Annotated in this window: 18 protein-coding genes and 1 pseudogene; 18 read left to right on the forward strand and 1 reads right to left on the reverse strand. The window is 44.5% G+C overall.

Features of this window, described 5'->3' with window-relative positions:
• The 11 genes from ilvC (at position 1) to yihA (ending at position 14,828) form a co-directional block, all read left to right on the forward strand.
• Positions 1-1,029, forward strand: coding sequence for a ketol-acid reductoisomerase (ilvC, locus tag ACY3LV_RS10855; RefSeq protein ID WP_148962257.1), 1,029 nt, complete (start codon positions 1-3; stop codon positions 1,027-1,029).
• On the forward strand, positions 1,016-2,572 hold the full coding sequence (locus ACY3LV_RS10860; protein WP_333517253.1) for a 2-isopropylmalate synthase: 1,557 nt from the start codon (positions 1,016-1,018) through the stop codon (positions 2,570-2,572). Before ilvC ends, ACY3LV_RS10860 begins: the two co-directional genes overlap by 14 nt.
• Positions 2,573-2,592: 20 nt before the next feature.
• Positions 2,593-3,690, forward strand: a complete 1,098-nt coding sequence (leuB, locus tag ACY3LV_RS10865; RefSeq protein WP_087992341.1) for a 3-isopropylmalate dehydrogenase — start codon at positions 2,593-2,595, stop codon at positions 3,688-3,690.
• A gap of 50 nt (positions 3,691-3,740) precedes the next feature.
• Positions 3,741-5,159: a 3-isopropylmalate dehydratase large subunit gene (gene leuC / locus ACY3LV_RS10870; protein WP_464863773.1), complete on the forward strand. Its 1,419-nt coding sequence runs from the start codon at positions 3,741-3,743 to the stop codon at positions 5,157-5,159.
• A gap of 12 nt (positions 5,160-5,171) precedes the next feature.
• Positions 5,172-5,771, forward strand: coding sequence for a 3-isopropylmalate dehydratase small subunit (gene leuD / locus ACY3LV_RS10875; RefSeq protein WP_087992339.1), 600 nt, complete (start codon positions 5,172-5,174; stop codon positions 5,769-5,771).
• A 118-nt stretch (positions 5,772-5,889) separates the two neighbouring features.
• Positions 5,890-6,894, forward strand: a complete 1,005-nt coding sequence (gene ddcA, locus ACY3LV_RS10880; RefSeq protein ID WP_464863774.1) for a DNA damage checkpoint antagonist DdcA — start codon at positions 5,890-5,892, stop codon at positions 6,892-6,894.
• Between the two features lie 226 nt (positions 6,895-7,120).
• Positions 7,121-8,395 carry a trigger factor gene (gene tig, locus ACY3LV_RS10885; protein ID WP_087992337.1) on the forward strand — a complete coding sequence of 425 codons (1,275 nt, stop codon included), beginning with the start codon at positions 7,121-7,123 and terminating at the stop codon, positions 8,393-8,395.
• A gap of 271 nt (positions 8,396-8,666) precedes the next feature.
• On the forward strand, positions 8,667-9,929 hold the full coding sequence (gene clpX / locus ACY3LV_RS10890) for an ATP-dependent protease ATP-binding subunit ClpX (RefSeq protein WP_087992336.1): 1,263 nt from the start codon (positions 8,667-8,669) through the stop codon (positions 9,927-9,929).
• A 152-nt stretch (positions 9,930-10,081) separates the two neighbouring features.
• The gene (lonB, locus tag ACY3LV_RS10895; RefSeq protein WP_087992335.1) at positions 10,082-11,740 is read left to right on the forward strand and encodes an ATP-dependent protease LonB; all 1,659 of its coding nucleotides are present in this window, start codon (positions 10,082-10,084) and stop codon (positions 11,738-11,740) included.
• 179 nt (positions 11,741-11,919) lie between these two features.
• Positions 11,920-14,244, forward strand: coding sequence for an endopeptidase La (gene lon / locus ACY3LV_RS10900; protein WP_394715807.1), 2,325 nt, complete (start codon positions 11,920-11,922; stop codon positions 14,242-14,244).
• Positions 14,241-14,828, forward strand: a complete 588-nt coding sequence (gene yihA / locus ACY3LV_RS10905; protein WP_087992333.1) for a ribosome biogenesis GTP-binding protein YihA/YsxC — start codon at positions 14,241-14,243, stop codon at positions 14,826-14,828. Before lon ends, yihA begins: the two co-directional genes overlap by 4 nt.
• Before the next feature lie 27 nt (positions 14,829-14,855).
• Here yihA and ACY3LV_RS10910 read toward each other — a convergent pair whose 3' ends face one another.
• On the reverse strand, positions 14,856-15,353 hold the full coding sequence (locus tag ACY3LV_RS10910) for a hypothetical protein (RefSeq protein ID WP_464863775.1): 498 nt from the start codon (positions 15,351-15,353) through the stop codon (positions 14,856-14,858).
• A gap of 198 nt (positions 15,354-15,551) precedes the next feature.
• Here ACY3LV_RS10910 and hemA point away from each other — a divergent pair, with 198 nt between their 5' ends.
• From hemA to ACY3LV_RS10945, 7 genes and pseudogenes are all read left to right on the forward strand, one after another.
• The gene (hemA, locus tag ACY3LV_RS10915; RefSeq protein WP_464863776.1) at positions 15,552-16,919 is read left to right on the forward strand and encodes a glutamyl-tRNA reductase; all 1,368 of its coding nucleotides are present in this window, start codon (positions 15,552-15,554) and stop codon (positions 16,917-16,919) included.
• 7 nt (positions 16,920-16,926) lie between these two features.
• Entirely contained in the window at positions 16,927-17,757 is an 831-nt protein-coding gene (locus ACY3LV_RS10920; RefSeq protein WP_087992330.1) for a cytochrome c biogenesis protein, read from the forward strand.
• 36 nt (positions 17,758-17,793) lie between these two features.
• Entirely contained in the window at positions 17,794-18,735 is a 942-nt protein-coding gene (gene hemC / locus ACY3LV_RS10925; protein WP_148962251.1) for a hydroxymethylbilane synthase, read from the forward strand.
• Positions 18,725-19,513, forward strand: coding sequence for a uroporphyrinogen-III synthase (hemD, locus tag ACY3LV_RS10930; RefSeq protein ID WP_464863777.1), 789 nt, complete (start codon positions 18,725-18,727; stop codon positions 19,511-19,513). The genes hemC and hemD overlap by 11 nt, the downstream gene beginning before the upstream one ends.
• Positions 19,510-20,484 carry a porphobilinogen synthase gene (hemB, locus tag ACY3LV_RS10935; RefSeq protein WP_464863778.1) on the forward strand — a complete coding sequence of 325 codons (975 nt, stop codon included), beginning with the start codon at positions 19,510-19,512 and terminating at the stop codon, positions 20,482-20,484. The genes hemD and hemB overlap by 4 nt, the downstream gene beginning before the upstream one ends.
• A gap of 29 nt (positions 20,485-20,513) precedes the next feature.
• Entirely contained in the window at positions 20,514-21,806 is a 1,293-nt protein-coding gene (gene hemL / locus ACY3LV_RS10940; protein ID WP_148962248.1) for a glutamate-1-semialdehyde 2,1-aminomutase, read from the forward strand.
• 133 nt (positions 21,807-21,939) lie between these two features.
• Positions 21,940-23,316 (forward strand): annotated as a pseudogene (locus tag ACY3LV_RS10945) (LysM peptidoglycan-binding domain-containing protein); the annotation flags it as partial.

The following is a 23,316-nucleotide window of genomic DNA, read 5'->3' on the forward strand; positions in this document are numbered from 1 at the left end:
ATGGTAAAAGTATATTATAACGGTGATATCAAAGAAAACGTATTGAGTGGGAAAACAGTAGCGGTTATCGGGTACGGTTCGCAAGGTCACGCACATGCCCTGAACCTTAAAGAAAGCGGAGTTGACGTGATCGTCGGTGTTAGACAAGGGAAATCTTTCACGCAAGCCCAAGAAGACGGACATAAAGTATTTTCAGTAAAAGAAGCGGCAGCCCAAGCTGAAATCATCATGGTTCTGCTTCCGGATGAACAGCAGCAAAAAGTATACGAAGCTGAAATCAAAGATGAATTGACAGCTGGAAAATCATTGGTGTTCGCTCACGGATTTAACGTTCATTTCCATCAAATTGTTCCTCCTGCGGATGTAGATGTATTCTTGGTAGCGCCTAAAGGTCCGGGACACTTGGTAAGAAGAACATATGAGCAAGGAGCTGGCGTGCCGGCATTGTTCGCGATTTACCAAGATGTGACTGGAGAAGCAAGAGACAAAGCCCTTGCGTATGCAAAAGGAATCGGCGGCGCTAGAGCGGGCGTTTTGGAAACAACATTTAAAGAAGAAACAGAAACAGATTTGTTCGGTGAGCAAGCAGTTCTTTGCGGAGGATTAAGCGCGCTTGTAAAAGCAGGTTTTGAAACATTAACTGAAGCAGGTTACCAGCCTGAACTTGCGTACTTCGAGTGTCTGCACGAGTTGAAATTAATCGTAGACCTTATGTACGAAGAAGGACTTGAAGGCATGAGATATTCAATCTCTGACACAGCACAGTGGGGAGATTTCGTATCAGGGCCGCGCGTTGTGGACGCTAAAGTAAAAGAATCTATGAAAGAAGTATTAAAAGATATCCAAAACGGGACATTCGCAAAAGAGTGGATCGTCGAAAACCAAGTAAACCGTCCTCGTTTCAACGCGATCAATGCGAGCGAAAACGAACATCAAATCGAAGTGGTGGGAAGAAAACTTCGTGAAATGATGCCGTTTGTGAAACAAGGCAAGAAGAAGGAAGCGGTGGTCTCCGTTGCGCAAAATTAATTTTTTCGACACGACGCTTCGTGATGGTGAACAGTCCCCTGGCGTGAACTTAAATACACAGGAGAAACTTGCCATAGCAAAGCAGCTCGAAAGACTCGGGGCAGATATCATTGAAGCGGGGTTTCCCGCTTCGTCCCGAGGTGACTTTTTAGCTGTTCAGGAAATTGCAAGAACCATTAAAAATTGTTCAGTGACTGGTCTTGCCCGTTGTGTAAAAGGTGATATTGATGCTGCTTGGGAAGCGTTAAAGGACGGTGCTTACCCGAGAGTTCACGTATTTATCGCCACATCGGACATTCACTTGAAACACAAGCTGAAAATGACTCGTGAGCAAGTCATCGAAAGAGCGGTTGAAATGGTGAAATACGCAAAAGAGCGTTTTCCGGTTGTGCAATGGTCAGCTGAAGATGCATGCCGGACTGAACTGCCGTTTTTAGCGGAAATCGTCGAGAAAGTCATTGACGCAGGCGCCAGTGTTATCAATCTTCCAGATACGGTCGGCTACCTGGCTCCAGCGGAATACGGAAATATCTTTAAATATATGAAGGAAAACGTTTCGAACATTCATCAAGCAAAGCTTTCAGCCCACTGTCATGATGATTTGGGAATGGCAGTCGCAAACTCTCTTGCTGCGATTGAAAATGGCGCTGATCAAATCGAATGCGCTGTGAACGGGATCGGTGAAAGAGCCGGAAACGCGGCATTAGAGGAGATTGCCGTTGCCCTCCATATCAGAAAAGATTTCTATCAAGTTGAAACAGGCATTACATTGAACGAGATTAAGCGAACAAGCGATTTAGTAAGCAAGCTGACAGGTATGGCTGTTCCGCGCAATAAAGCGGTTGTGGGCGATAATGCATTTGCTCATGAATCAGGCATCCATCAGGACGGCTTCTTAAAAGAAAAATCGACTTATGAAATTATTTCACCGGAGCTTGTCGGTGTAACAGCTGATGCGCTTGTCCTGGGTAAACATTCCGGACGCCACGCATTTAAAGACCGGCTGACTGCTTTAGGATTCCAATTTGATAGTGAAGAGATTAATAAATTCTTTACGATGTTCAAAGAGTTGACTGAGAAGAAAAAAGAAATCACTGATGAGGATCTTGTTTCTCTTATTTTAGAAGAAAAAGTAACAGACCGCAAGATTGGGTATGAATTTCTTTCCTTACAAGTGCATTACGGAACAAGCCAGGTTCCTACGGCTACACTTTCTTTGAAAAATCAAGAAAACGCAGAGCTTATTCAGGAAGCGGCAACTGGAGCAGGAAGCGTGGAAGCGATCTACAACACGCTTGAGCGCTGCATCGATAAAGACGTGGAGCTCTTGGACTACCGCATTCAGTCCAATCGAAAAGGCGAAGACGCATTTGCCCAGGTGTATGTAAGAGTTTTATTGAACGGAAAAGAATCAGCAGGGCGGGGCATAGCGCAAGACGTATTAGAAGCTTCAGCGAAAGCCTATTTGAACGCAGTCAACCGTCAATTGGTTTTCCAGTCGAATATGAGCGGACTTAAAAACCATACAGCTGTCGGGTCATAAAAGAAAGGAGAACGGTTAACTTGAAGAAACGAATTGCTCTATTGCCCGGAGACGGGATCGGCCCTGAGGTATTAGAATCAGCGACAGACGTACTGAAAAGTGTTGCCGAACGCTTTAAACATGATTTTGAATTTGAATATGGCCTGATCGGAGGGGCGGCGATTGATGAACATAACAACCCCCTCCCGGAGGAAACCGTTTCGGCTTGTAAAAATGCGGACGCTATATTGCTTGGCGCTGTAGGCGGACCGAAATGGGATCAAAATCCTTCGGAGCTGAGACCGGAAAAAGGGCTGCTCAGCATCAGAAAACAGCTAGATTTATTTGCGAATTTGCGGCCTGTGAAGGTGTTTGAAAGCCTTTCTGACGCTTCACCTTTGAAAAAAGAATATATTGATAACGTTGATTTCGTTATCGTCCGTGAGCTGACAGGCGGCTTGTATTTCGGCCAGCCGAGCAAACGTTATGTAAACACTGAAGGTGAGCAGGAAGCTGTAGACACACTGTTTTATAAGCGGACGGAAATTGAGCGCGTGATCAGAGAGGGCTTTAAAATGGCGGCGGCCAGAAAAGGCAAAGTGACCTCTGTTGATAAAGCGAACGTTCTTGAATCAAGCAGGCTGTGGCGTGAAGTGGCAGAGGACGTTGCAAAAGACTTTCCTGATGTGAAGCTGGAGCATATGCTTGTGGACAACGCGGCCATGCAGCTGATTTATGCACCGAATCAATTTGATGTCGTGGTGACTGAAAACATGTTCGGCGATATTTTAAGCGATGAAGCATCCATGCTTACAGGCTCACTCGGAATGCTCCCGTCAGCCAGCCTGTCAAGTTCAGGTCTTCATCTTTTTGAGCCTGTTCATGGATCCGCGCCTGACATAGCCGGTAAAGGGATGGCAAATCCGTTCGCGGCCATATTGTCAGCGGCAATGCTTTTGAGGACATCTTTCGGGCTTGAAGAGGAAGCGAAAGCTGTAGAAGATGCGGTTAATAAAGTCTTGGCTTCCGGAAAAAGAACAAGAGACTTGGCACGAGGCGAAGAGTTCAGCAGCACTCAGGCCATTACAAAGGAAGTTAAGACATTAATTATGAGTGAAAATACAATTTCTAATGTGTGACAGCTTACGTTAAGCGGTCTTAGTTCATAGGTAGAGGGAGGAAATAAAAGATGATGCCTCGAACAATCATCGAAAAGATTTGGGATCAGCATATTGTCAAACATGGTGAAGGGAAACCGGATCTTCTCTATATTGATTTGCATCTTATTCATGAGGTGACGTCTCCTCAGGCATTTGAAGGGTTGAGACAAAAAGGAAGAAAGGTCAGAAGACCCCAAAACACATTTGCGACAATGGACCACAACATCCCGACCGTCAATCGTTTTGAGATAAAGGATGAAGTTGCGAAACGCCAAGTGACGGCGCTTGAACGAAACTGTGAAGAATTTGGCGTGCGCCTTGCCGATCTTCACAGTGTGGATCAAGGGATTGTCCATGTCGTCGGTCCTGAACTGGGCTTAACGCTTCCGGGGAAAACGATTGTATGCGGCGACAGCCATACATCAACCCATGGCGCATTCGGCGCCCTTGCATTCGGGATCGGGACAAGTGAAGTTGAGCATGTCCTTTCCACACAGACACTTTGGCAGCAGCGTCCGAAAACACTTGAAGTGCGCGTAGACGGAACGCTACAAAAAGGGGTAACGGCAAAGGATGTCATTCTTGCTGTCATTGGTAAATACGGGGTGAAATTCGGCACTGGCTACGTCATTGAATACACTGGGGAAGTATTCAGAAATATGACGATGGATGAACGAATGACCGTGTGTAACATGTCAATTGAAGCAGGGGCAAGAGCAGGGTTGATTGCACCTGACGAAGTGACATTTGAATATTGCCAAAGCTGCAAATACACGCCAAAAGGCGAAGAATTTGACAAGGCCGTAGAGGAATGGAAGGCGCTGCGCACAGATTCTGGCGCTGTTTACGATAAATCTATCGTCCTTGACGGCAACGAAATTTCTCCTATGGTGACATGGGGCATCAACCCGGGAATGGTTCTTCCTGTCGATTCTGAAGTTCCTGCGCCGGAAAGCTTTTCCGCAGAAGATGACAAAAAAGAAGCGATTCGCGCTTATGAATATATGGGGCTGACCCCCCATCAGAAAATTGAAGACATCAAAGTGGATCACGTATTTATCGGTTCCTGCACAAATTCCCGCATGACTGACCTTCGCCAGGCTGCTGATATGATCAAAGGGAAGAGGGTAGCTGACAGCGTAAGAGCCATCGTCGTTCCCGGATCTCAAAGCGTAAAGCTTCAGGCTGAAAAAGAAGGGCTTGACCAGATTTTCTTGGAAGCTGGATTTGAATGGAGAGAGTCAGGCTGCAGTATGTGTTTAAGCATGAATAATGACGTTGTTCCTGAGGGAGAGCGCTGTGCGTCAACCTCTAACCGCAACTTCGAGGGCAGACAAGGAAAAGGTGCAAGAACACATCTCGTCAGCCCGGCAATGGCTGCGATGGCTGCCATTCACGGACACTTCGTTGATGTCAGAAAGTTTTATCAGGAAAAAACAGTTGTGTAAGGAGTGCGCGAGATGGAACCTTTGAAAACACATACGGGGAAAGCGGCCGTATTAAATCGAATCAATGTGGACACAGACCAGATTATTCCTAAGCAATTTTTGAAGAGGATTGAAAGAACAGGCTACGGCCGATTTGCATTCTTTGATTGGAGATATGATGCGAAAGGTGAACCGAACCCTGAATTTGAATTAAACCAGCCTGCTTATCAAGGGGCTTCCATTTTAATAGCAGGAGAAAACTTCGGGTGCGGTTCATCACGTGAACACGCTCCATGGGCGCTTGATGATTATGGGTTTAAAATCATTATCGCGCCGTCATTTGCTGATATTTTCCACCAGAACTGCTTTAAAAACGGTATGCTGCCGATTCGTATGCCATATGACAATTGGAGAACGCTTGTCGGTCAGTATGAAAACCAGTCATTGCAAATGACTGTTGACCTTGAAAATCAGCTTATTCGTGATAGTGAAGGCAATCAAATTTCATTCGAAGTTGATCCGCATTGGAAAGAGATGCTCATCAACGGCTATGATGAAATTTCATTAACGCTTTTGCTGGAAGATGAAATCAAGCAGTTTGAATCACAAAGAAGCTCTTGGCTTCAAGCCTGAAAAAGCTGCCGGCATTTGTCCGGCGGCTTTTTTAGCCTGGCGAAACCTTTCATTCCTTGTTTTTGTTCGCAGGTGTTGATACACTTGAACAAAATAAATGCCTGAAAGGAATATAGGTATGACGCATGACAAGAAAAACGCAAAAATTATTCCTTTTCCTCATCTGAAAGACCGTCTTGTGGAAAAAGGGATGTCATCACTGAAGGAAAAAAAGTATCAAGAAGCGCTTGATCTGTTTTCAGAAGCGATGAAATATGATGATACTGAATCTGATCTTCACTTAGGGATGGCCATCTGCTTTTTAGAGATGGGCGAATTGGAAGAGGCAGAAAGCGTATGCGAGAAGATGCTAAAAGAAGGTTACGGCCATTATTTTACGGTTTTACAGGTGTACATGACCATCTTAATTCAGCTCAAAAAATACGAAGAAGTCAAAAGCACGATTGAAGCTGTTTTGGAAGAAAACCAGCTGCCTGCGGAAAGTGCCGAACAATTTTATAAGCTGCTTGATTTCAGCCGTAAAATGACCGATCCGGAACGTGAAGACGAGGCTTGGGCCGAGGAATATGAGGATACAATTGACACGGAGAAAGTGCTGGCAAGCCCTGAGGAGCAAATGAATTTAATTCATTCTTTAAAAGACCGGAATGTAGCGAAGTATACAGGTCTGCTCAAAACAATCCTTCAAGACCCCTCAGCTCACCCGAATATCAAAACGATGATCGTCATGCTGTTGGCTGAGCATGAGTATAGCAAACCCGTGCACATTACTAAATTTGGCGAGTCGCTGACAATTGAACCGTCTGAGATTGTCCCGCCTGATGCCGCACCGATTTTACACCGTGTTCTTCGGGTGCTGGATGAGACACTTGGAAATGAAAATCCAACCTTATATGCGGCAGTTGAAGAACTGTGGAGAAGACATTTATATGTTTTATATCCGTTCCAGCCGAAATTGCTTTCGGCTGACCTTTGGGCGGCTGCCCTGCATAAAGTCGGTTACGAGATGCATGGGATTGAAATTGAAAGAGAAGAACTTCATATGACGTATGAGTTTACCGACAGAGAACTCGATGAAGCGTGCACGATGATAAAAGATATTGAAGAAATTTCTTATTTGTAAATCGCGCCATATAGTTGAAAGCGGTATGTGTTATGTTATAATATAATGGTTGTATTTGTGTATAACGGGTTATAAGAAATACGGTTGGACAGGCTTTGCAGTTCATTATTAACATCTATACATAATGATTCTGATCTTTGGCAGCTTTGTTTTGTTGGACGAAGCCGAATGATTGCTTTAGAATGGAAGACCGACACAACCTGAATAGATTTTTGGAGGGAAACACATGTCTGTAAAATGGGAAAAACAAGAAGGCAACGAAGGCGTTTTAACGGTTGAAGTTGATGCTGAAACGTTTAAAACAGCACTTGATGATGCATTTAAAAAAGTAGTAAAACAAGTTTCAATTCCTGGATTCCGTAAAGGAAAAATTCCTCGCGGATTATTCGAACAGCGCTTTGGCGTAGAAGCTCTTTACCAAGATGCTTTGGATATTCTTCTTCCTGTAGAATACCCGAAAGCGGTTGAAGAAGCTGGAATCGAGCCTGTAGACCGTCCTGAAATCGATGTTGAAAAAATCGAAAAAGGCGAAAGCTTAATCTTCACAGCGAAAGTAACAGTGAAACCTGAAGTGAAGCTTGGCGAATACAAAGGCCTAGGCGTTGAAAAAGACGATGCAACTGTAACTGACGAAGATGTTCAAAACGAACTAAAAGCCCTTCAAGAGCGTCAAGCGGAGCTTGTTGTAAAAGAAGAAGGCGCTGTTGAAGAAGGAAACACAGTTGTTCTTGATTTCGAAGGTTTCGTTGACGGCGAAGCGTTCGAAGGCGGAAAAGCAGAAAACTACTCTCTTGAAGTAGGTTCTGGTTCATTCATCCCTGGCTTCGAAGAACAGGTAGTCGGCCTTGAAGCAGGCGCTGAGAAGGATGTTGAAGTGACATTCCCTGAAGAGTATCACGCTGAAGAGCTTGCTGGCAAACCAGCTGTGTTCAAAGTGAAAATTCACGAAATCAAAGCGAAAGAGCTTCCTGAGCTTGACGATGAATTCGCAAAAGATATTGATGAAGAAGTGGAAACACTTGCTGAATTAACTGAAAAAACAAAGAAACGTTTAGAAGAAGCGAAAGAAAACGAAGCTGACGCTAAATTGCGTGAAGAGCTTGTTCTGAAAGCTTCTGAAAATGCTGAAATCGATGTACCGCAAGCAATGGTCGACACTGAGCTTGACCGCATGCTGAAGGAATTCGAACAGCGTCTGCAAATGCAAGGCATGAACCTTGAGCTTTACACTCAATTCTCTGGCCAAGATGAAGCTGCGTTAAAAGAGCAAATGAAAGAAGATGCTGAAAAACGCGTTAAATCTAACCTGACTCTTGAGGGGATTGCGAAAGCGGAAAACCTTGAAGTATCAGATGAGGAAGTTGATGCTGAGCTTTCTAAAATGGCTGAAGCATACAACATGCCTGTTGAAAATATTAAACAAGCCATCGGTTCTACTGACGCGATGAAAGAAGATTTAAAAGTTCGCAAAGCGATTGATTTTCTTGTAGAAAACCGTTAATATGGTGCATAATAATAGTAATAATAAAACAGGGCGCGAATCATTCGTGCCTTGTTTTGTACAATTATGATATATCTCTTTTTCTTGGGGCAAGATAGTTAATGAAGGGCAGTTTTTTGTCATACATATAGAATGTGCAAGTCAGAAACACATTGTTACCGTCTTTTTGGAAAGTATGGTAAAATGCAATACATACTCGTTCGTTTCAAGAACCATTTTCTTTTGCTCTGCCGGTAAAAGAAAAAGTGAGACAAGATTAAGGGGTGAAAGAATGTTTAAATTTAACGAGGAAAAAGGACAATTAAAATGCTCGTTTTGTGGAAAAACACAAGATCAGGTTCGTAAGCTTGTAGCCGGACCTGGTGTATATATATGTGACGAATGTATCGAACTCTGCACTGAAATTGTGGAGGAAGAACTCGGAACTGAAGAAGAAGTAGAATTTAAAGACGTACCGAAGCCTCAGGAAATTCGCGAAATTCTAAATGAATATGTCATCGGACAGGATCAAGCGAAGAAATCACTCGCTGTTGCTGTGTATAACCACTATAAGCGCATTAACTCCAACAGTAAAGTTGATGATGTTGAGCTTTCAAAAAGTAATATTTCATTAATCGGTCCTACAGGAAGCGGTAAAACCCTTCTGGCGCAAACATTGGCCCGCATATTAAATGTGCCGTTTGCGATTGCGGACGCTACGTCTTTGACTGAAGCTGGATATGTGGGTGAAGATGTAGAGAATATTCTCTTGAAGCTCATCCAAGCTGCTGATTATGATGTAGAAAAAGCCGAAAAAGGCATTATTTATATTGATGAAATCGATAAAGTGGCAAGAAAATCAGAAAACCCGTCTATTACACGTGACGTGTCAGGTGAAGGTGTACAGCAGGCATTGCTTAAAATTCTTGAGGGTACAGTGGCAAGCGTGCCGCCTCAAGGAGGACGTAAGCACCCTCATCAAGAATTCATTCAAATTGACACAACAAACATTTTGTTCATTTGCGGCGGTGCTTTCGATGGTATCGAGCAAATCATCAAACGCCGTTTAGGTCAAAAAGTGATTGGATTCGGCGGGGACAATAAAGCTGCTGATCTTGAGAAAGAAGATCTTCTTTCAAAAGTGCTTCCTGAAGACTTGCTCCGCTTCGGGTTAATTCCTGAATTTATCGGACGTCTTCCGGTTATTGCGAGCCTTGAAAAGCTTGACGAAGAAGCATTGGTTGCGATTTTAACAAAACCGAAAAACGCTCTTGTTAAGCAATTCAAGAAAATGCTTGAGCTTGACAATGTTGAGCTTGAGTTTGAAGAAGGAGCGCTTTCTGAAATTGCTAAAAAAGCAATTGAACGTAAGACTGGAGCGCGCGGACTCCGTTCTATCATTGAAGGCATCATGCTTGATGTGATGTTTGATCTGCCTTCTCGTGATGACATTGAAAAATGTGTGATTACCGGGGCAACTGTGACACACGGAGAGCTTCCCCGCCTCTTATTAAAAGACGGCACTGAGGTAAGCCAAGATAAAACATCTGCATAAAGATAAGCACAAACCTCCTGAGTGGTGACATTCAGGAGGTTTTTTGTCGTGCAAACTCTTCCGGAAAAACGTTTATTCCCGTCTTCTGTGGGAGATACTAGCATTCAGAGGAATGAATTGGATACATAAATTGTTTTTCAGGAGGGACCATCATGAGTTGGACAGGGATCGCGTTATTTATTCAGCTGTTTTTTGGGATCATCATCGGTTTGTATTTTTGGAATTTACTTAAAAATCAAAGGACACAAAAGGTCACGATAGATAAGGAATCGAAGAAGGAAATGGAGCAGCTTCGGAAAATGCGTGCCATCAGCTTGTCGGAGCCATTATCTGAAAAGGTACGCCCCAAAAGCTTTCAAGATATCGTTGGGCAGGAAGACGGCATTAAAGCATTAAAGGCCGCTTTGTGCGGGCCCAATCCTCAGCATGTCATTGTCTATGGGCCTCCGGGCGTCGGAAAAACAGCTGCTGCACGGCTTGTGTTAGAAGAAGCGAAGAAACATAAACAATCGCCGTTTAAAGAGCAGGCTGTTTTTGTGGAACTCGATGCGACAACAGCTCGTTTTGATGAAAGAGGAATTGCCGATCCGCTCATCGGCTCTGTCCATGATCCCATATACCAAGGGGCAGGAGCGATGGGACAGGCGGGGATTCCGCAGCCGAAGCAGGGTGCTGTTACCCATGCTCATGGCGGTGTGCTGTTTATTGATGAAATAGGTGAACTGCATCCTATTCAAATGAATAAAATGCTGAAGGTGCTTGAGGACAGAAAAGTCTTTTTAGACAGCGCGTATTACAGCGAGGAAAACACACAAATCCCGAATCATATTCACGATATTTTTCAAAATGGGCTGCCGGCTGATTTTCGCCTGATTGGCGCAACGACAAGAATGCCGAACGAAATTCCGCCAGCTATCCGATCCCGCTGTTTAGAGGTGTTTTTCCGTGAGCTTGAAAAGGATGAACTGAAAACAGTTGCCAAAACAGCAGCAGATAAAATTGAAAAAAACATTTCTGCTGAAGGTCTGGATCTGCTGACCAGCTTTACGCGGAACGGGCGGGAAGCCGTTAACATGATTCAAATCGCGGCGGGAATGGCTGTAACGGAGAATCGGAAAGACATTACGATTGAGGATATTGAATGGGTCATTCATTCCAGCCAGCTTATTCCGAAGCACGAGCAGAAAATCGGCGCTGAACCGCAAGTCGGCATCGTAAATGGGCTTGCAGTATACGGACCTAATAGCGGATCGCTGCTGGAAATCGAAGTGAGTGTAAGCCCGGCTCAGGACAAAGGATCCATTAATATCACAGGAATAGCTGAAGAAGAGAGTATCGGCAGCCAATCAAAATCAATCCGGCGAAAAAGCATGGCAAAGGGGTCGGTTGAAAACGTGTTAACCGTCCTCCGGACAATGGGAATGAAGCCGTCTGATTATGATATACACGTTAATTTCCCAGGAGGGATTCCGATTGACGGGCCGTCGGCAGGCATCGCCATGGCAGCAGGAATTTTCTCGGCGATTCACAAAATCCCAATTGACAATACTGTTGCCATGACGGGCGAAATCAGCCTGAATGGTCTTGTAAAACCCATTGGGGGCGTGATTCCGAAAATAAAAGCAGCTAAGCAATCCGGTGCGAAAAAAGTGATCATCCCGTATGAAAATCAGCAGACGATCCTAAAGCAGATTGACGGAATCACAATTATTGCAGTGAAGACGTTCCAGGAAGTGCTTGATGAAATTTTAGTGAATCCGCCAACAGAACAAAAACCGTTTAATATGCAAATCAATAAAGAATCCGTCTGACCCTATTTGTAAAATAGGGTTTTTTCTATGAAGGACATCTTTTCCTTTTTCATATCGGAAAGAAAGGGTATACTACGAGGAGACTGTATTATAGAAAATAGAACCATGCCGTTTATTGTACAAGGATGAAAAAGTTGTATTATAATGGTTCATACTAAAGTCACGGAGGTGTCAGTCATATGGCAGAAGAAATAAAACGCAGCATCCCGCTCCTCCCTTTAAGAGGTTTATTAGTGTACCCGACGATGGTTTTACACTTAGATGTAGGACGTGACAAGTCGGTTCAAGCCCTTGAACAGGCAATGATGCATGATCATATGATATTTTTAGCCACTCAGCAGGATATTTCGATAGACGAACCGGGTGAAGACGAGATTTTCACTGTCGGCACCTATACAAAAATTAAGCAAATGCTGAAGCTTCCGAACGGTACGATTCGTGTGTTGGTTGAGGGCCTCAAACGCGCTCAAATCGTCAAATACAATGAGTATGAGGATTACACGTCGGTCGACATTCAGCTGATTCATGAAGATGAATCAAAAGATACAGAAGACGAAGCATTGATGCGGACTTTGTTAGACCACTTTGATCAGTACATAAAAATTTCTAAAAAAATCTCTGCCGAAACATACGCCGCGGTTACAGATATCGAAGAGCCAGGGAGAATGGCAGACATCGTTGCTTCTCACCTGCCCCTTAAACTAAAGGATAAGCAGGATATTTTAGAAACGTCTGACGTCAAAGACAGACTGAACAAAGTTATTGATTTTATTAATAATGAAAAAGAAGTGCTGGAGATCGAGAAAAAAATCGGCCAGCGCGTTAAACGTTCGATGGAGCGTACGCAAAAGGAATACTACTTGCGTGAGCAAATGAAAGCAATCCAAAAAGAGCTTGGCGATAAAGAAGGCAAAACAGGCGAAGTACAAACGCTGACGGAAAAAATCGAAGAAGCAGGCATGCCTGACCATGTGAAGGAAACCGCGCTAAAGGAATTGAACAGATACGAAAAAATTCCGTCAAGTTCCGCGGAAAGCTCTGTGATCCGCAATTATATCGACTGGCTGATCGCTCTCCCGTGGACGGATGAAACAGATGATAAGCTTGATTTGAAAGAGGCAGGACGCCTCTTGGACGAAGAGCATCACGGACTAGAAAAAGTGAAAGAGCGTATCTTAGAATATTTGGCTGTCCAGAAGCTGACAAAATCCCTAAAAGGCCCGATTCTCTGCTTGGCGGGACCTCCAGGTGTCGGGAAAACGTCTTTAGCGAAATCAATTGCAAAAAGCTTGGAGCGGAAATTTGTCAGAGTTTCACTCGGCGGAGTGCGTGACGAATCAGAGATCCGCGGACACAGACGAACTTATGTCGGAGCAATGCCTGGGCGCATTATTCAAGGAATGAAAAAAGCCGGTAAGCTGAATCCGGTCTTCTTATTAGACGAAATTGACAAAATGTCATCTGATTTCAGAGGCGACCCGTCATCTGCTATGCTTGAAGTGCTAGATCCAGAGCAAAACAGCACCTTCAGTGATCACTATATTGAAGAAACCTTTGATTTATCGAAAGTGCTGTTTATCGCAACGGCAAACAATTTGGCGACGATTCCGGGTCCGCTCAGAGACAGAATGGAAATTATTAATATTGCAGGTTACACAGAAGTAGAAAAACTCGAAATCGTGAAAGACCACCTGCTTCCGAAGCAGATCAAGGAACACGGGCTTAAGAAAAGCAACCTGCAACTGCGTGATCAGGCGATTCTCGATATCATCCGCTACTATACGAGAGAAGCGGGTGTGAGAAGCCTTGAACGCCAGCTTGCCGCGATTTGCCGTAAGGCCGCAAGAACCATTGTTGCTGAAGAGCGAAAACGGATTACGGTTACTGAGAAGAACCTTCAGGACTTTATCGGAAAGCGCATTTTCAGATATGGACAAGCTGAAACAGAAGATCAAATAGGTGTAGTTACAGGGCTTGCTTATACAACCGTCGGCGGAGATACTCTGTCGATTGAAGTATCGCTTTCTCCGGGTAAAGGGAAATTGATCCTGACAGGAAAGCTTGGAGATGTCATGAGAGAGTCAGCTCAGGCTGCATTCAGCTATGTGCGTTCAAAAACAGAAGAACTTGGCATTGAACCTGACTTTCATGAGAAGTATGATATTCATATACATGTACCTGAGGGTGCGGTGCCTAAAGATGGTCCGTCAGCCGGTATTACGATGGCGACAGCTCTTGTTTCTGCTTTAACTGGACGGGCAGTTTCACGTGAAGTCGGCATGACTGGGGAAATCACGCTTCGCGGACGCGTGCTTCCGATCGGCGGATTAAAGGAAAAAGCGCTTGGCGCGCATAGAGCGGGATTAACGACCATTATTGCGCCTAAAGAGAATGAAAAAGATATAGAGGATATTCCGGAAAGCGTCAGAGAGGGCCTGACATTTATATTGGCGTCCCACTTAGACGAAGTTTTGGAACATGCCTTAGTAGGAGAGAAGAAATGAAAGTCACAAAGTCAGAAATCGTGATCAGTGCGGTTAAGCCGGAACAGTACCCTGGGGGGGGACTTCCGGAAATTGCACTGGCCGGAAGATCGAACGTGGGAAAATCGTCTTTTATCAATTCATTAATCAATCGCAAAAATCTTGCGAGAACATCATCAAAACCGGGAAAAACACAAACGCTGAATTTTTATATTATCAATGATGTATTGCATTTTGTGGATGTACCGGGTTACGGTTTTGCCAAAGTGTCAAAGTCTGAGCGTGAAGCTTGGGGCAGAATGATTGAAACTTATATTACGTCACGCGAGGAATTGAAAGCAGTGGTGCAGATCGTTGATTTGCGGCATGCGCCGTCTAATGATGATGTGCAGATGTATGAATTCTTAAAGTATTACGGCATCCCTGTCATTATTATCGCTACAAAGGCGGATAAGATCCCGAAAGGAAAATGGGACAAACACGCAAAAGTTGTCCGCCAGACATTAAATATTGATCCTGAAGATGAGCTGATTCTCTACTCCTCAGAAACGAAAAAGGGGAAAGACGAGGCTTGGGGAGCGATCAAAAAAATGATAAACCGGTAGAGAGTTTTCTCTGCCGGTTTTTTTGTTTTATCGCATAGATTTTTTTCGTTTTATCAATAATAACAATAAACTGATTCCAATAAAGACAAACGGCCAATACTCTTTCAGTAGTGCTGTCGGAATATGCGCAGACTCAAGCCACGCCATAATGTGTTTGAAAAAGTACAAAAACAGGGAAAAACAAATCATTGATACAGCTTCATATACATATTCTTTTTTCTGAACGGCTGAAACGAAGAGCGAGAAGCCGATCATAAATAGAAGCATTTCAAAATCATCCGGCCACCATACCCATTTCGGCTTGGCGAAAAAGTGCAAACCGATCCCCAAAAGAAGCAAACCTATAAAAAAATGGGGTGTGACGGCTTCTTTTTTTCCTTGATATATAAAGGCTGCGCCTAACAGCATGAGGAGAACAGGCCATTGATCCTGCCCTGAAAACAGTTGGGCTTGGCCGCTTTCAAGCCATGCATATACAGAAGCGGCAAGCAGCAGACAAGGGAATAAAATTGATTTTTGTTTCATGCATATCACCTTCTTATTTTTAGAGCTGATGTGTAGTAAATTTCTGCTGTTTTTGGTATTGTCAATAGGAATGCTTATTGGGACGTGAAGCTTTTTCTAATATAGCATAAGAATTTTAAAATCTGTTCACATTTTGCGAAAGAAACTATGTTAGAATGATTATAAATAAAGATTGGGTGTTGGGGGTGTAATTAAGCTATGCATATACTTGTTGTGGGAGTAGATTATAAATCCGCCCCTATTGAGATACGTGAAAAAGTAAGCTTTCAGCAGGAAGAGCTGGCAGAAGCGATGGTGCAGCTGAAAGCGGAGAAAAGCATTCTTGAAAACATCATTGTCTCAACCTGCAACCGCACTGAAATTTATGCGGTCGTCGACCAGCTCCATACCGGCCGTTATTATATAAAGAAGTTTTTAGCTGACTGGTTTCAATTAAGCAAAGAAGACCTTTCACCGTTTTTAAGATTTTACGAAAGCGATGCGGCTGTTGAGCATTTGTTCCGTGTAGTCTGCGGATTGGATTCTATGGTTATCGGTGAAACGCAAATTCTCGGCCAGGTGCGCGACAGCTTTAAAACAGCTCAGCAAGAAAAAACGATCGGCACGGTTTTTAATGAGTTGTTTAAGCAGGCGGTTACAGTGGGTAAACGGACTCACGCCGAAACAGACATTGGCTCTAATGCAGTGTCTGTTAGCTATGCGGCCGTTGAGCTTGCGAAAAAAATCTTCGGAAACCTTTCAAGCAGGCACATATTGATTCTTGGTGCAGGAAAAATGGGCGAGCTTGCTGCGGAAAACTTGCACGGACAGGGAATTGGCAAGGTCACTGTCATTAACCGAACGTACTTGAAAGCAAAGGAGCTTGCAGACCGTTTCTCTGGTGAGGCGAGAAGCTTAAGTCAGCTTGAAAGCGCGCTGGCAGAGGCCGATATTTTAATCAGTTCAACCGGTGCAAGTGATTTTGTCGTGTCCAAAGAGATGATGGAAAATGCGAATAAGTTTCGCAAGGGGCGTCCGCTGTTTATGGTGGACATTGCCGTTCCTAGAGATCTTGATCCGGCGCTGAATGATCTAGAAGGTGTTTTCCTTTATGATATCGACGATCTGGAAGGCATTGTAGAGGCGAACATGAAAGAGCGCAGAGAAACCGCTGAAAAAGTTGAACTGTTAATTGAAGAAACCATTGTGGAGTTTAAACAATGGCTGAATACACTTGGTGTCGTTCCGGTTATTTCCGCATTGCGCGAAAAGGCGCTTGCCATCCAGTCAGAAACGATGGACAGCATCGAGCGGAAGCTGCCTCACTTGAGTACGAGAGAGAAAAAACTGTTGAACAAACATACCAAAAGTATCATTAACCAAATGCTTCGAGATCCGATATTAAAGGTGAAAGAGCTTGCGGCAGATGCTGATTCTGAAGAAAAGCTGGCCTTGTTTATGCAAATTTTTGACATTGAGGAAGCTGCGGGCCGTCAAATGATGAATACTGTTGAAAGCAGCCAAAAGGTCCATTCTTTTAAAAAGGCTGAATCAAAAGCGGGCTTTGCCCCACTTGTAAGTGAGTGAAAGCTGAATGATTGATACTGCAATGGCAAGACTTAATGAGGGGACAATCGTCATTTACGCATTAAGTGTACTCTTTTATTTTATAGATTTTCTTCAACACAACCGGAAGGCTGGAAAAATGGCCTTCTGGTTGCTTTCTATTGTCTGGACTCTGCAAACTGTGTATTTGGCCTACTTTATGTGGGTGACGGGGCGGTTTCCGGTATTAAATGTGACGGAGGCGCTTTATTTTTATGCCTGGGTTCTTGTCACGCTGTCACTTGTACTGACAAAGCTTTTACGAGTTGACTTTATTGTGTTTTTCACAAATGTAATAGGATTTTCTATGATCGCCATTCATACATTTTCACCGACAGAGCAGCAGTCAGCCGCTTTTTCCGGGCAGCTTGTATCCGAGCTGTTGGTGATTCATATTACAATGGCGATTCTTTCATACGGCGCTTTTTCCCTTTCTTTCGTTTTTTCAGTGTTATATCTGTTTCAATATCGTCTGCTGAAAAAGAAAAAATGGGGGAAGTGGCTGTTGAGAATAGAAGATTTGTCTAAGCTTGATTATATGGCGTATGTTCTGAATGTCATCGGGGTCCCGATGCTGTTGCTGAGTTTGATTCTCGGCGTCATTTGGGCGTATGTCTCACTAGAAACGCTGTATTGGTTCGACGCCAAAGTGCTTGGTTCGTTTGTCGTCCTGCTGCTGTACAGCTATTATCTTTATATCAGGCTGATTAAAGAGCTGCAAGGAAAGGTCGCTGCACTGTGGAATACGGCTTGTTTTCTTGTGCTGATGATCAATTATTTCCTGCTTGGAAGCCTGTCGCAATTCCATTGGTTCAGTTAAATGATGTCCCAAGCAGATTCGGGAGGAAAGAAAAATATGAGAACGATTAAAGTAGGTTCCAGACGGAGCAAACTCGCTATGACTCAAACAAAATGGGTCATTCAAAAACTGAAGGAAATCAATCCTTCATTTGCTTTTGAAATTAAAGAAATTGTGACAAAGGGCGACCGAATCGTCGATGTTACACTATCAAAAGTGGGTGGAAAAGGGCTGTTTGTCAAAGAGATTGAACAAGCGCTTTTAAACGAAGAGATTGATATGGCGGTACACAGCATGAAGGACATGCCTGCTGTTTTGCCTGAAGGCCTTGTGATCGGCTGTATTCCTGAACGAGAAGACCCTCGTGATGCCCTTATTTCAAAGAATCGCGTAAAGCTTTCAGAAATGAAGGAAGGCGCTGTCATCGGCACAAGCAGTTTAAGAAGAAGCGCGCAGCTTTTGATTGAGCGTCCTGACATTACAATTAAATGGATTAGAGGTAATATAGATACGAGACTTCATAAGCTGGAAACTGAGGATTATGATGCGATTATATTAGCCGCTGCCGGACTTTCCAGAATGGGCTGGAAGCAAGACGTTGTAACCGAATTCCTCGAGCCTGGACGCTGTTTGCCTGCAGTGGGCCAGGGGGCACTGGCGATTGAGTGCCGAGAATCGGATGAAGAACTATTGGCATTGTTTTCACAGTTTACAGATGAATATACAAAACGGACTGTGTTGGCGGAACGTGCTTATTTAAACGCGTTGGAGGGCGGCTGCCAGGTTCCGATCGCAGGCTACTCCGTCTTAAACGAGCAGGATGAAATTGAATTGACAGGTCTTGTCGCTTCTCCGGACGGCAAAATCATTTATAAAGAAACCGTTACAGGAAACGATCCGGAAGAAGTCGGAAAGCGCTGTGCCGCTCTTATGGCTGCCAAAGGAGCCAAAGAATTAATTGATCGTGTAAAACGGGAGCTTGATGAGGATGAAAAATGATTTTCCGCTGAAGGGAAAAACAGTGCTAGTCACTCGGAATAAGGCGCAGGCAAAATCGTTTCAGCAAAAAGTGGAGGCACTTGGCGGAAAAGCGGTTTTGACCTCTTTAATTACGTTTCGCCGCGCTTTGCCAAACGATGTTGCGAAACAGGTACAAGAGGATCTTGCCGCGTCTGGCTGGCTTGTTTTTACAAGCGTGAACGGAGCGGACTTCTTTTTTTCTTACCTAAAGGAAAATCAGCTTATTCTTCCTGCGCATAAAAAAATTGCGGCAGTCGGTGAAAAAACGGCCTGCAGGTTGGAAACGCATAACGTATCGGTTGATGTGATGCCTAAGGATTATATCGCTGAACAATTGGCAGAGACCCTTAAGCTGCACGCTGAACCCGAGGAACGGATTACTGTGATTAAAGGTAATTTGTCACGTGATGTGGTGAAAAAAGAGCTTATCCCGCTTGGTTTTGAAGTGAAGGAATGGGTTGTCTACGAAACGATTCCGGATGAAGAAGGCATCAAGGCACTGAAAGAGGCTGCGAGTCAATACTCATTTGATTATGTGACTTTTACGAGTTCATCTACCGTACATACGTTTATGCATGTCTTAAAAGAAGAATTGAAAAAGTGGCAGATGAACAGGACGGCCTGTATCAGCATCGGACCTTTAACAAGGGACGCCCTGATGACGTACGGCATCACATCGCATACGCCTGATACATTTACAATAGATGGCATGCTTGAGTTAATGTGCAGCATGTCAAGAGAGGAAGAGAGAATATGAGTCAATCATTTAACAGACACCGCCGCCTGCGGTCTTCAAAAGCAATGAGGGAGATGGTAAAGGAAACACGTTTGCATCCATCCGATTTTATTTATCCGATTTTCGTCGTTGAAGGGCTGGAAGGTGAAAAAGCGGTTCCGTCAATGCCTGATGTTTACCATGTATCATTGGATGTATTGAAGGATGAAGTGGCAGAACTGGTCAAACTGGGCATCCAATCTGTTATCGTGTTCGGCATCCCGGAAGAAAAAGATGATTGCGGTACACAAGCGTACCATGATCACGGCATCGTCCAAGAAGCCATCACAGAAATTAAAAAACACTTCCCTGAGATGGTTGTTGTCGCTGATACGTGCTTATGCGAATATACAGATCACGGCCATTGCGGACTTGTCAAAGACGGGGTCATCCTCAATGATGAATCGCTGGAACTTTTGGCGCAGACAGCTGTCAGTCAAGCGAAAGCAGGTGCGGATATCATTGCGCCGTCAAACATGATGGACGGATTTGTTACGGTTATCAGAGAAGCGCTTGATAAAGAAGGGTTTGTCAATATTCCGATTATGTCTTACACCGTGAAATATTCAAGTGAGTTTTACGGTCCGTTCCGTGACGCAGCAAACAGCACACCGCAATTTGGGGACCGCAAAACATATCAGATGGACCCTGCCAACCGTATGGAAGCTCTCCGCGAAGCACAATCAGATGTCGAGGAAGGCGCGGACTTTTTGATTGTCAAACCTTCGCTTTCATATATGGATATCATGCGTGATGTGAAAAATGAATTTACTTTGCCGCTCGTCGCTTATAATGTAAGCGGAGAGTATTCAATGGTGAAGGCTGCAGCGCAGAACGGCTGGATCAAAGAAAAAGAAATTGTGTTAGAAATTTTAACAAGCATGAAGCGTGCAGGCGCCGATCTGATTATTACGTATCATGCGAAAGACGCAGCGAAATGGCTTGCGGAGTAATTTTATTCAGTTGACAGGAGTTGAGGCAGATGAGAAGCTATGAAAAATCTAAAGCGGCTTTTAAAGAAGCGCAAAAACTCATGCCGGGCGGTGTGAACAGTCCTGTTCGCGCATTTAAATCGGTAGACATGGACCCGATTTTTATGGAGCGCGGAAAAGGCTCAAAAATCTCCGATATTGACGGAAATGAATATATTGATTACGTCTTGTCATGGGGGCCTTTAATTTTAGGCCATACAAATGACCGCGTCGTAGAGAGCCTCAAAAAAGTGGCTGAATACGGGACAAGCTTCGGTGCTCCGACTGAAGTTGAAAATGAACTGGCAAAGCTCGTCATTGATCGTGTGCCATCTGTAGAAATTGTTCGAATGGTCAGCTCCGGAACGGAGGCCACAATGAGCGCTCTCCGTTTGGCAAGAGGCTATACGGGCCGCAACAAGATTGTGAAATTTGAGGGCTGCTACCACGGACACGGCGATTCCCTTTTGATTAAAGCGGGTTCAGGAGTGGCCACTCTCGGTCTGCCTGACAGCCCTGGTGTGCCTGAAGGCATTGCGAAAAACACCGTTACTGTCCCGTACAATGATTTAGAAAGTGTAAAGCTTGCTTTCCAGCAATTCGGTGAAGACATTGCAGGTGTTATCGTTGAGCCGGTTGCCGGAAATATGGGAGTTGTTCCGCCGCAAGAAGGTTTCCTGCAGGGTCTGCGTGATATCACTGAGGAATACGGTTCCCTGCTGATTTTTGATGAAGTCATGACAGGCTTCCGGGTTGATTATAACTGTGCTCAAGGTTATTTTGGGGTAACGCCTGATCTGACTTGTTTAGGAAAAGTGATCGGGGGCGGGCTTCCTGTCGGCGCTTATGGCGGCAAGGCTGAAATCATGGAGCAGATCGCTCCGAGCGGTCCGATTTATCAGGCCGGCACATTGTCAGGCAACCCGCTTGCGATGACGGCTGGCTTAGAAACATTGAAGCAGCTGACACCTGAATCCTACAAGAATTTCATCAAAAAAGGCGACAGGTTGGAAGAAGGCATTTCTAAAGCCGCCGAGGCTCATGGCATTCCGCATACCTTTAACCGCGCAGGTTCAATGATTGGTTTCTTCTTTACAAACGAACCTGTTATCAATTATGAAACAGCCAAATCATCTGATTTGAAGCTGTTTGCTAACTATTATAAAGGGATGGCAAATGCAGGTGTATTTCTTCCACCTTCACAATTTGAAGGTCTTTTCCTCTCAACGGCCCATACTGATGAAGATATTGAAAAAACAATCGAGGCAGCTGAGAAAGTATTCGCTGAGATCAGCCGCGGATAAGAGTGAAAACCGGTATCAAGGACATCCTTGTACCGGTTTTTTTCTGTGCTCGCCCACTCATATTTCCCCCAGTTCATACATACACCTTTAGTGACATCTAATTTTAAGGATTAGATGAAAGGAGGATATGAACTTGCCGCAAAATCATCGATTGCAATTTTCTGTAGAAGAATCGATCTATTTCCAAAAAGGACAGGAAGTTTCTGAACTGCTTTCTATTTCATTAGATCCTGACATTAGGGTTCAGGAAGTCAATGATTATGTATCAATCAGAGGATCGCTCGAACTTACAGGTGAGTACAACATAGATCAAAACAAACATACCGAAGAGTTTTATACCGATAAGCGGTTTGTTGAAGAAGTCAGAAAGAGAGAGGATGGAAGCGCGGAACTGACTCACTGTTTTCCTGTGGATATTACTATTCCTAAAAATAAAGTGAGCCATTTACAGGATGTCTTCGTCTTTATTGACGCATTTGACTATCAATTAACAGATTCGCGCATTTTAACAATTCAGGCTGATTTAGCGATTGAAGGGCTATTGGATGATACGGCAGATAAAGAGCCGGAGATTCCTCTTTATGAAGCTCCTGCGGCATTCAGGGAGGAAGAGCTTTCTGAACCGCCGATCCAAAGTGTATTAGAAACGAGTGCACCTCCGGCAGAAGAAGCAGTTGTAAAGGATGAACCGCCAGCCGAGCCGCCAGAACTTATTGTCTCGAAAGCGGGGCTCCGTGAAGAGCTGGAAACAGAAAAAGCAGAATCTGCACCGCCGGAATCAGTTGCTTTAGAACCAGAGGCGCGAGAAGAGGTGAAAGGGGAAGACGATCTAGAGCTTGCGGTGCCGGAAGCAGCGACTCGTGCGGAATTGGAAACAGAAGAAGCTGAGCCAGAATCTGATGCATCAGGAAAAGAGGTTCAAGAGAGTGTTAATGCCAAAAAAGAAACGCCAGAGCCAGCAGCTGCAATAGCAGATGTTCGTGAAGAAGCGGTCTCTCCAGCGGAGGCTCAGCTTCGTGGAAATTCTGGAGCGGAAGAATCGCCGGCTTTGCAAGCTGAGCAACATAAAGAGACTGTGATTGCTGATGAAAAAGCAGAAACACCAGTGGCTCCTATTCTTGAATATGCGTTGCGTCAAGAGGCTCAAAATGAAATAGCAGATCAAGCGGAGCACGTTGAGCCCGCACTTCGTCAAGAACCGGAAGAAGCAGATCAAGCGGAGCACGTTGAGCCCGCACTTCGTCAAGAACCGGAAGAAGCAGACCAACCGGAGCACGCTGAGTCCGCATTCCGTCAAGAACCGGAAAAAGCAGATCAAGCGGAGCACGTTGAGCCCGCATTCCGTCAAGAACCGGAAAAAGCAGATCAAGCGGAGTACACTGAACCTGTACTTCGTCAAGAACCGGAAGAAGCAGATCAAGCGGAGCACGCTGAGCCCGCACTTCGTCAAGAACCGGAAGAAGCAGATCAAGCGGAGCACGTTGAGCCCGCACTTCGTCAAGAACCGGAG

The organism is Bacillus sp. 11C (assembly GCF_055486375.1).

What these genes read in the sequence shown, in the direction of transcription:
- ilvC (WP_148962257.1), top strand. Translation starts at nt 1, where the DNA reads ATGGTAAAAGTATATTATAACGGTGATATCAAAGAAAACGTATTGAGT.
- leuC (WP_464863773.1), top strand. Translation starts at nt 3,741, where the DNA reads ATGATGCCTCGAACAATCATCGAAAAGATTTGGGATCAGCATATTGTC.
- leuD (WP_087992339.1), top strand. Translation starts at nt 5,172, where the DNA reads ATGGAACCTTTGAAAACACATACGGGGAAAGCGGCCGTATTAAATCGA.
- ddcA (WP_464863774.1), top strand. Translation starts at nt 5,890, where the DNA reads ATGACGCATGACAAGAAAAACGCAAAAATTATTCCTTTTCCTCATCTG.
- tig (WP_087992337.1), top strand. Translation starts at nt 7,121, where the DNA reads ATGTCTGTAAAATGGGAAAAACAAGAAGGCAACGAAGGCGTTTTAACG.
- clpX (WP_087992336.1), top strand. Translation starts at nt 8,667, where the DNA reads ATGTTTAAATTTAACGAGGAAAAAGGACAATTAAAATGCTCGTTTTGT.
- lonB (WP_087992335.1), top strand. Translation starts at nt 10,082, where the DNA reads ATGAGTTGGACAGGGATCGCGTTATTTATTCAGCTGTTTTTTGGGATC.
- lon (WP_394715807.1), top strand. Translation starts at nt 11,920, where the DNA reads ATGGCAGAAGAAATAAAACGCAGCATCCCGCTCCTCCCTTTAAGAGGT.
- yihA (WP_087992333.1), top strand. Translation starts at nt 14,241, where the DNA reads ATGAAAGTCACAAAGTCAGAAATCGTGATCAGTGCGGTTAAGCCGGAA.
- ACY3LV_RS10910 (WP_464863775.1), bottom strand. Translation starts at nt 15,353, where the DNA reads ATGAAACAAAAATCAATTTTATTCCCTTGTCTGCTGCTTGCCGCTTCT.
- hemA (WP_464863776.1), top strand. Translation starts at nt 15,552, where the DNA reads ATGCATATACTTGTTGTGGGAGTAGATTATAAATCCGCCCCTATTGAG.
- ACY3LV_RS10920 (WP_087992330.1), top strand. Translation starts at nt 16,927, where the DNA reads ATGATTGATACTGCAATGGCAAGACTTAATGAGGGGACAATCGTCATT.
- hemC (WP_148962251.1), top strand. Translation starts at nt 17,794, where the DNA reads ATGAGAACGATTAAAGTAGGTTCCAGACGGAGCAAACTCGCTATGACT.
- hemD (WP_464863777.1), top strand. Translation starts at nt 18,725, where the DNA reads ATGAAAAATGATTTTCCGCTGAAGGGAAAAACAGTGCTAGTCACTCGG.
- hemB (WP_464863778.1), top strand. Translation starts at nt 19,510, where the DNA reads ATGAGTCAATCATTTAACAGACACCGCCGCCTGCGGTCTTCAAAAGCA.
- hemL (WP_148962248.1), top strand. Translation starts at nt 20,514, where the DNA reads ATGAGAAGCTATGAAAAATCTAAAGCGGCTTTTAAAGAAGCGCAAAAA.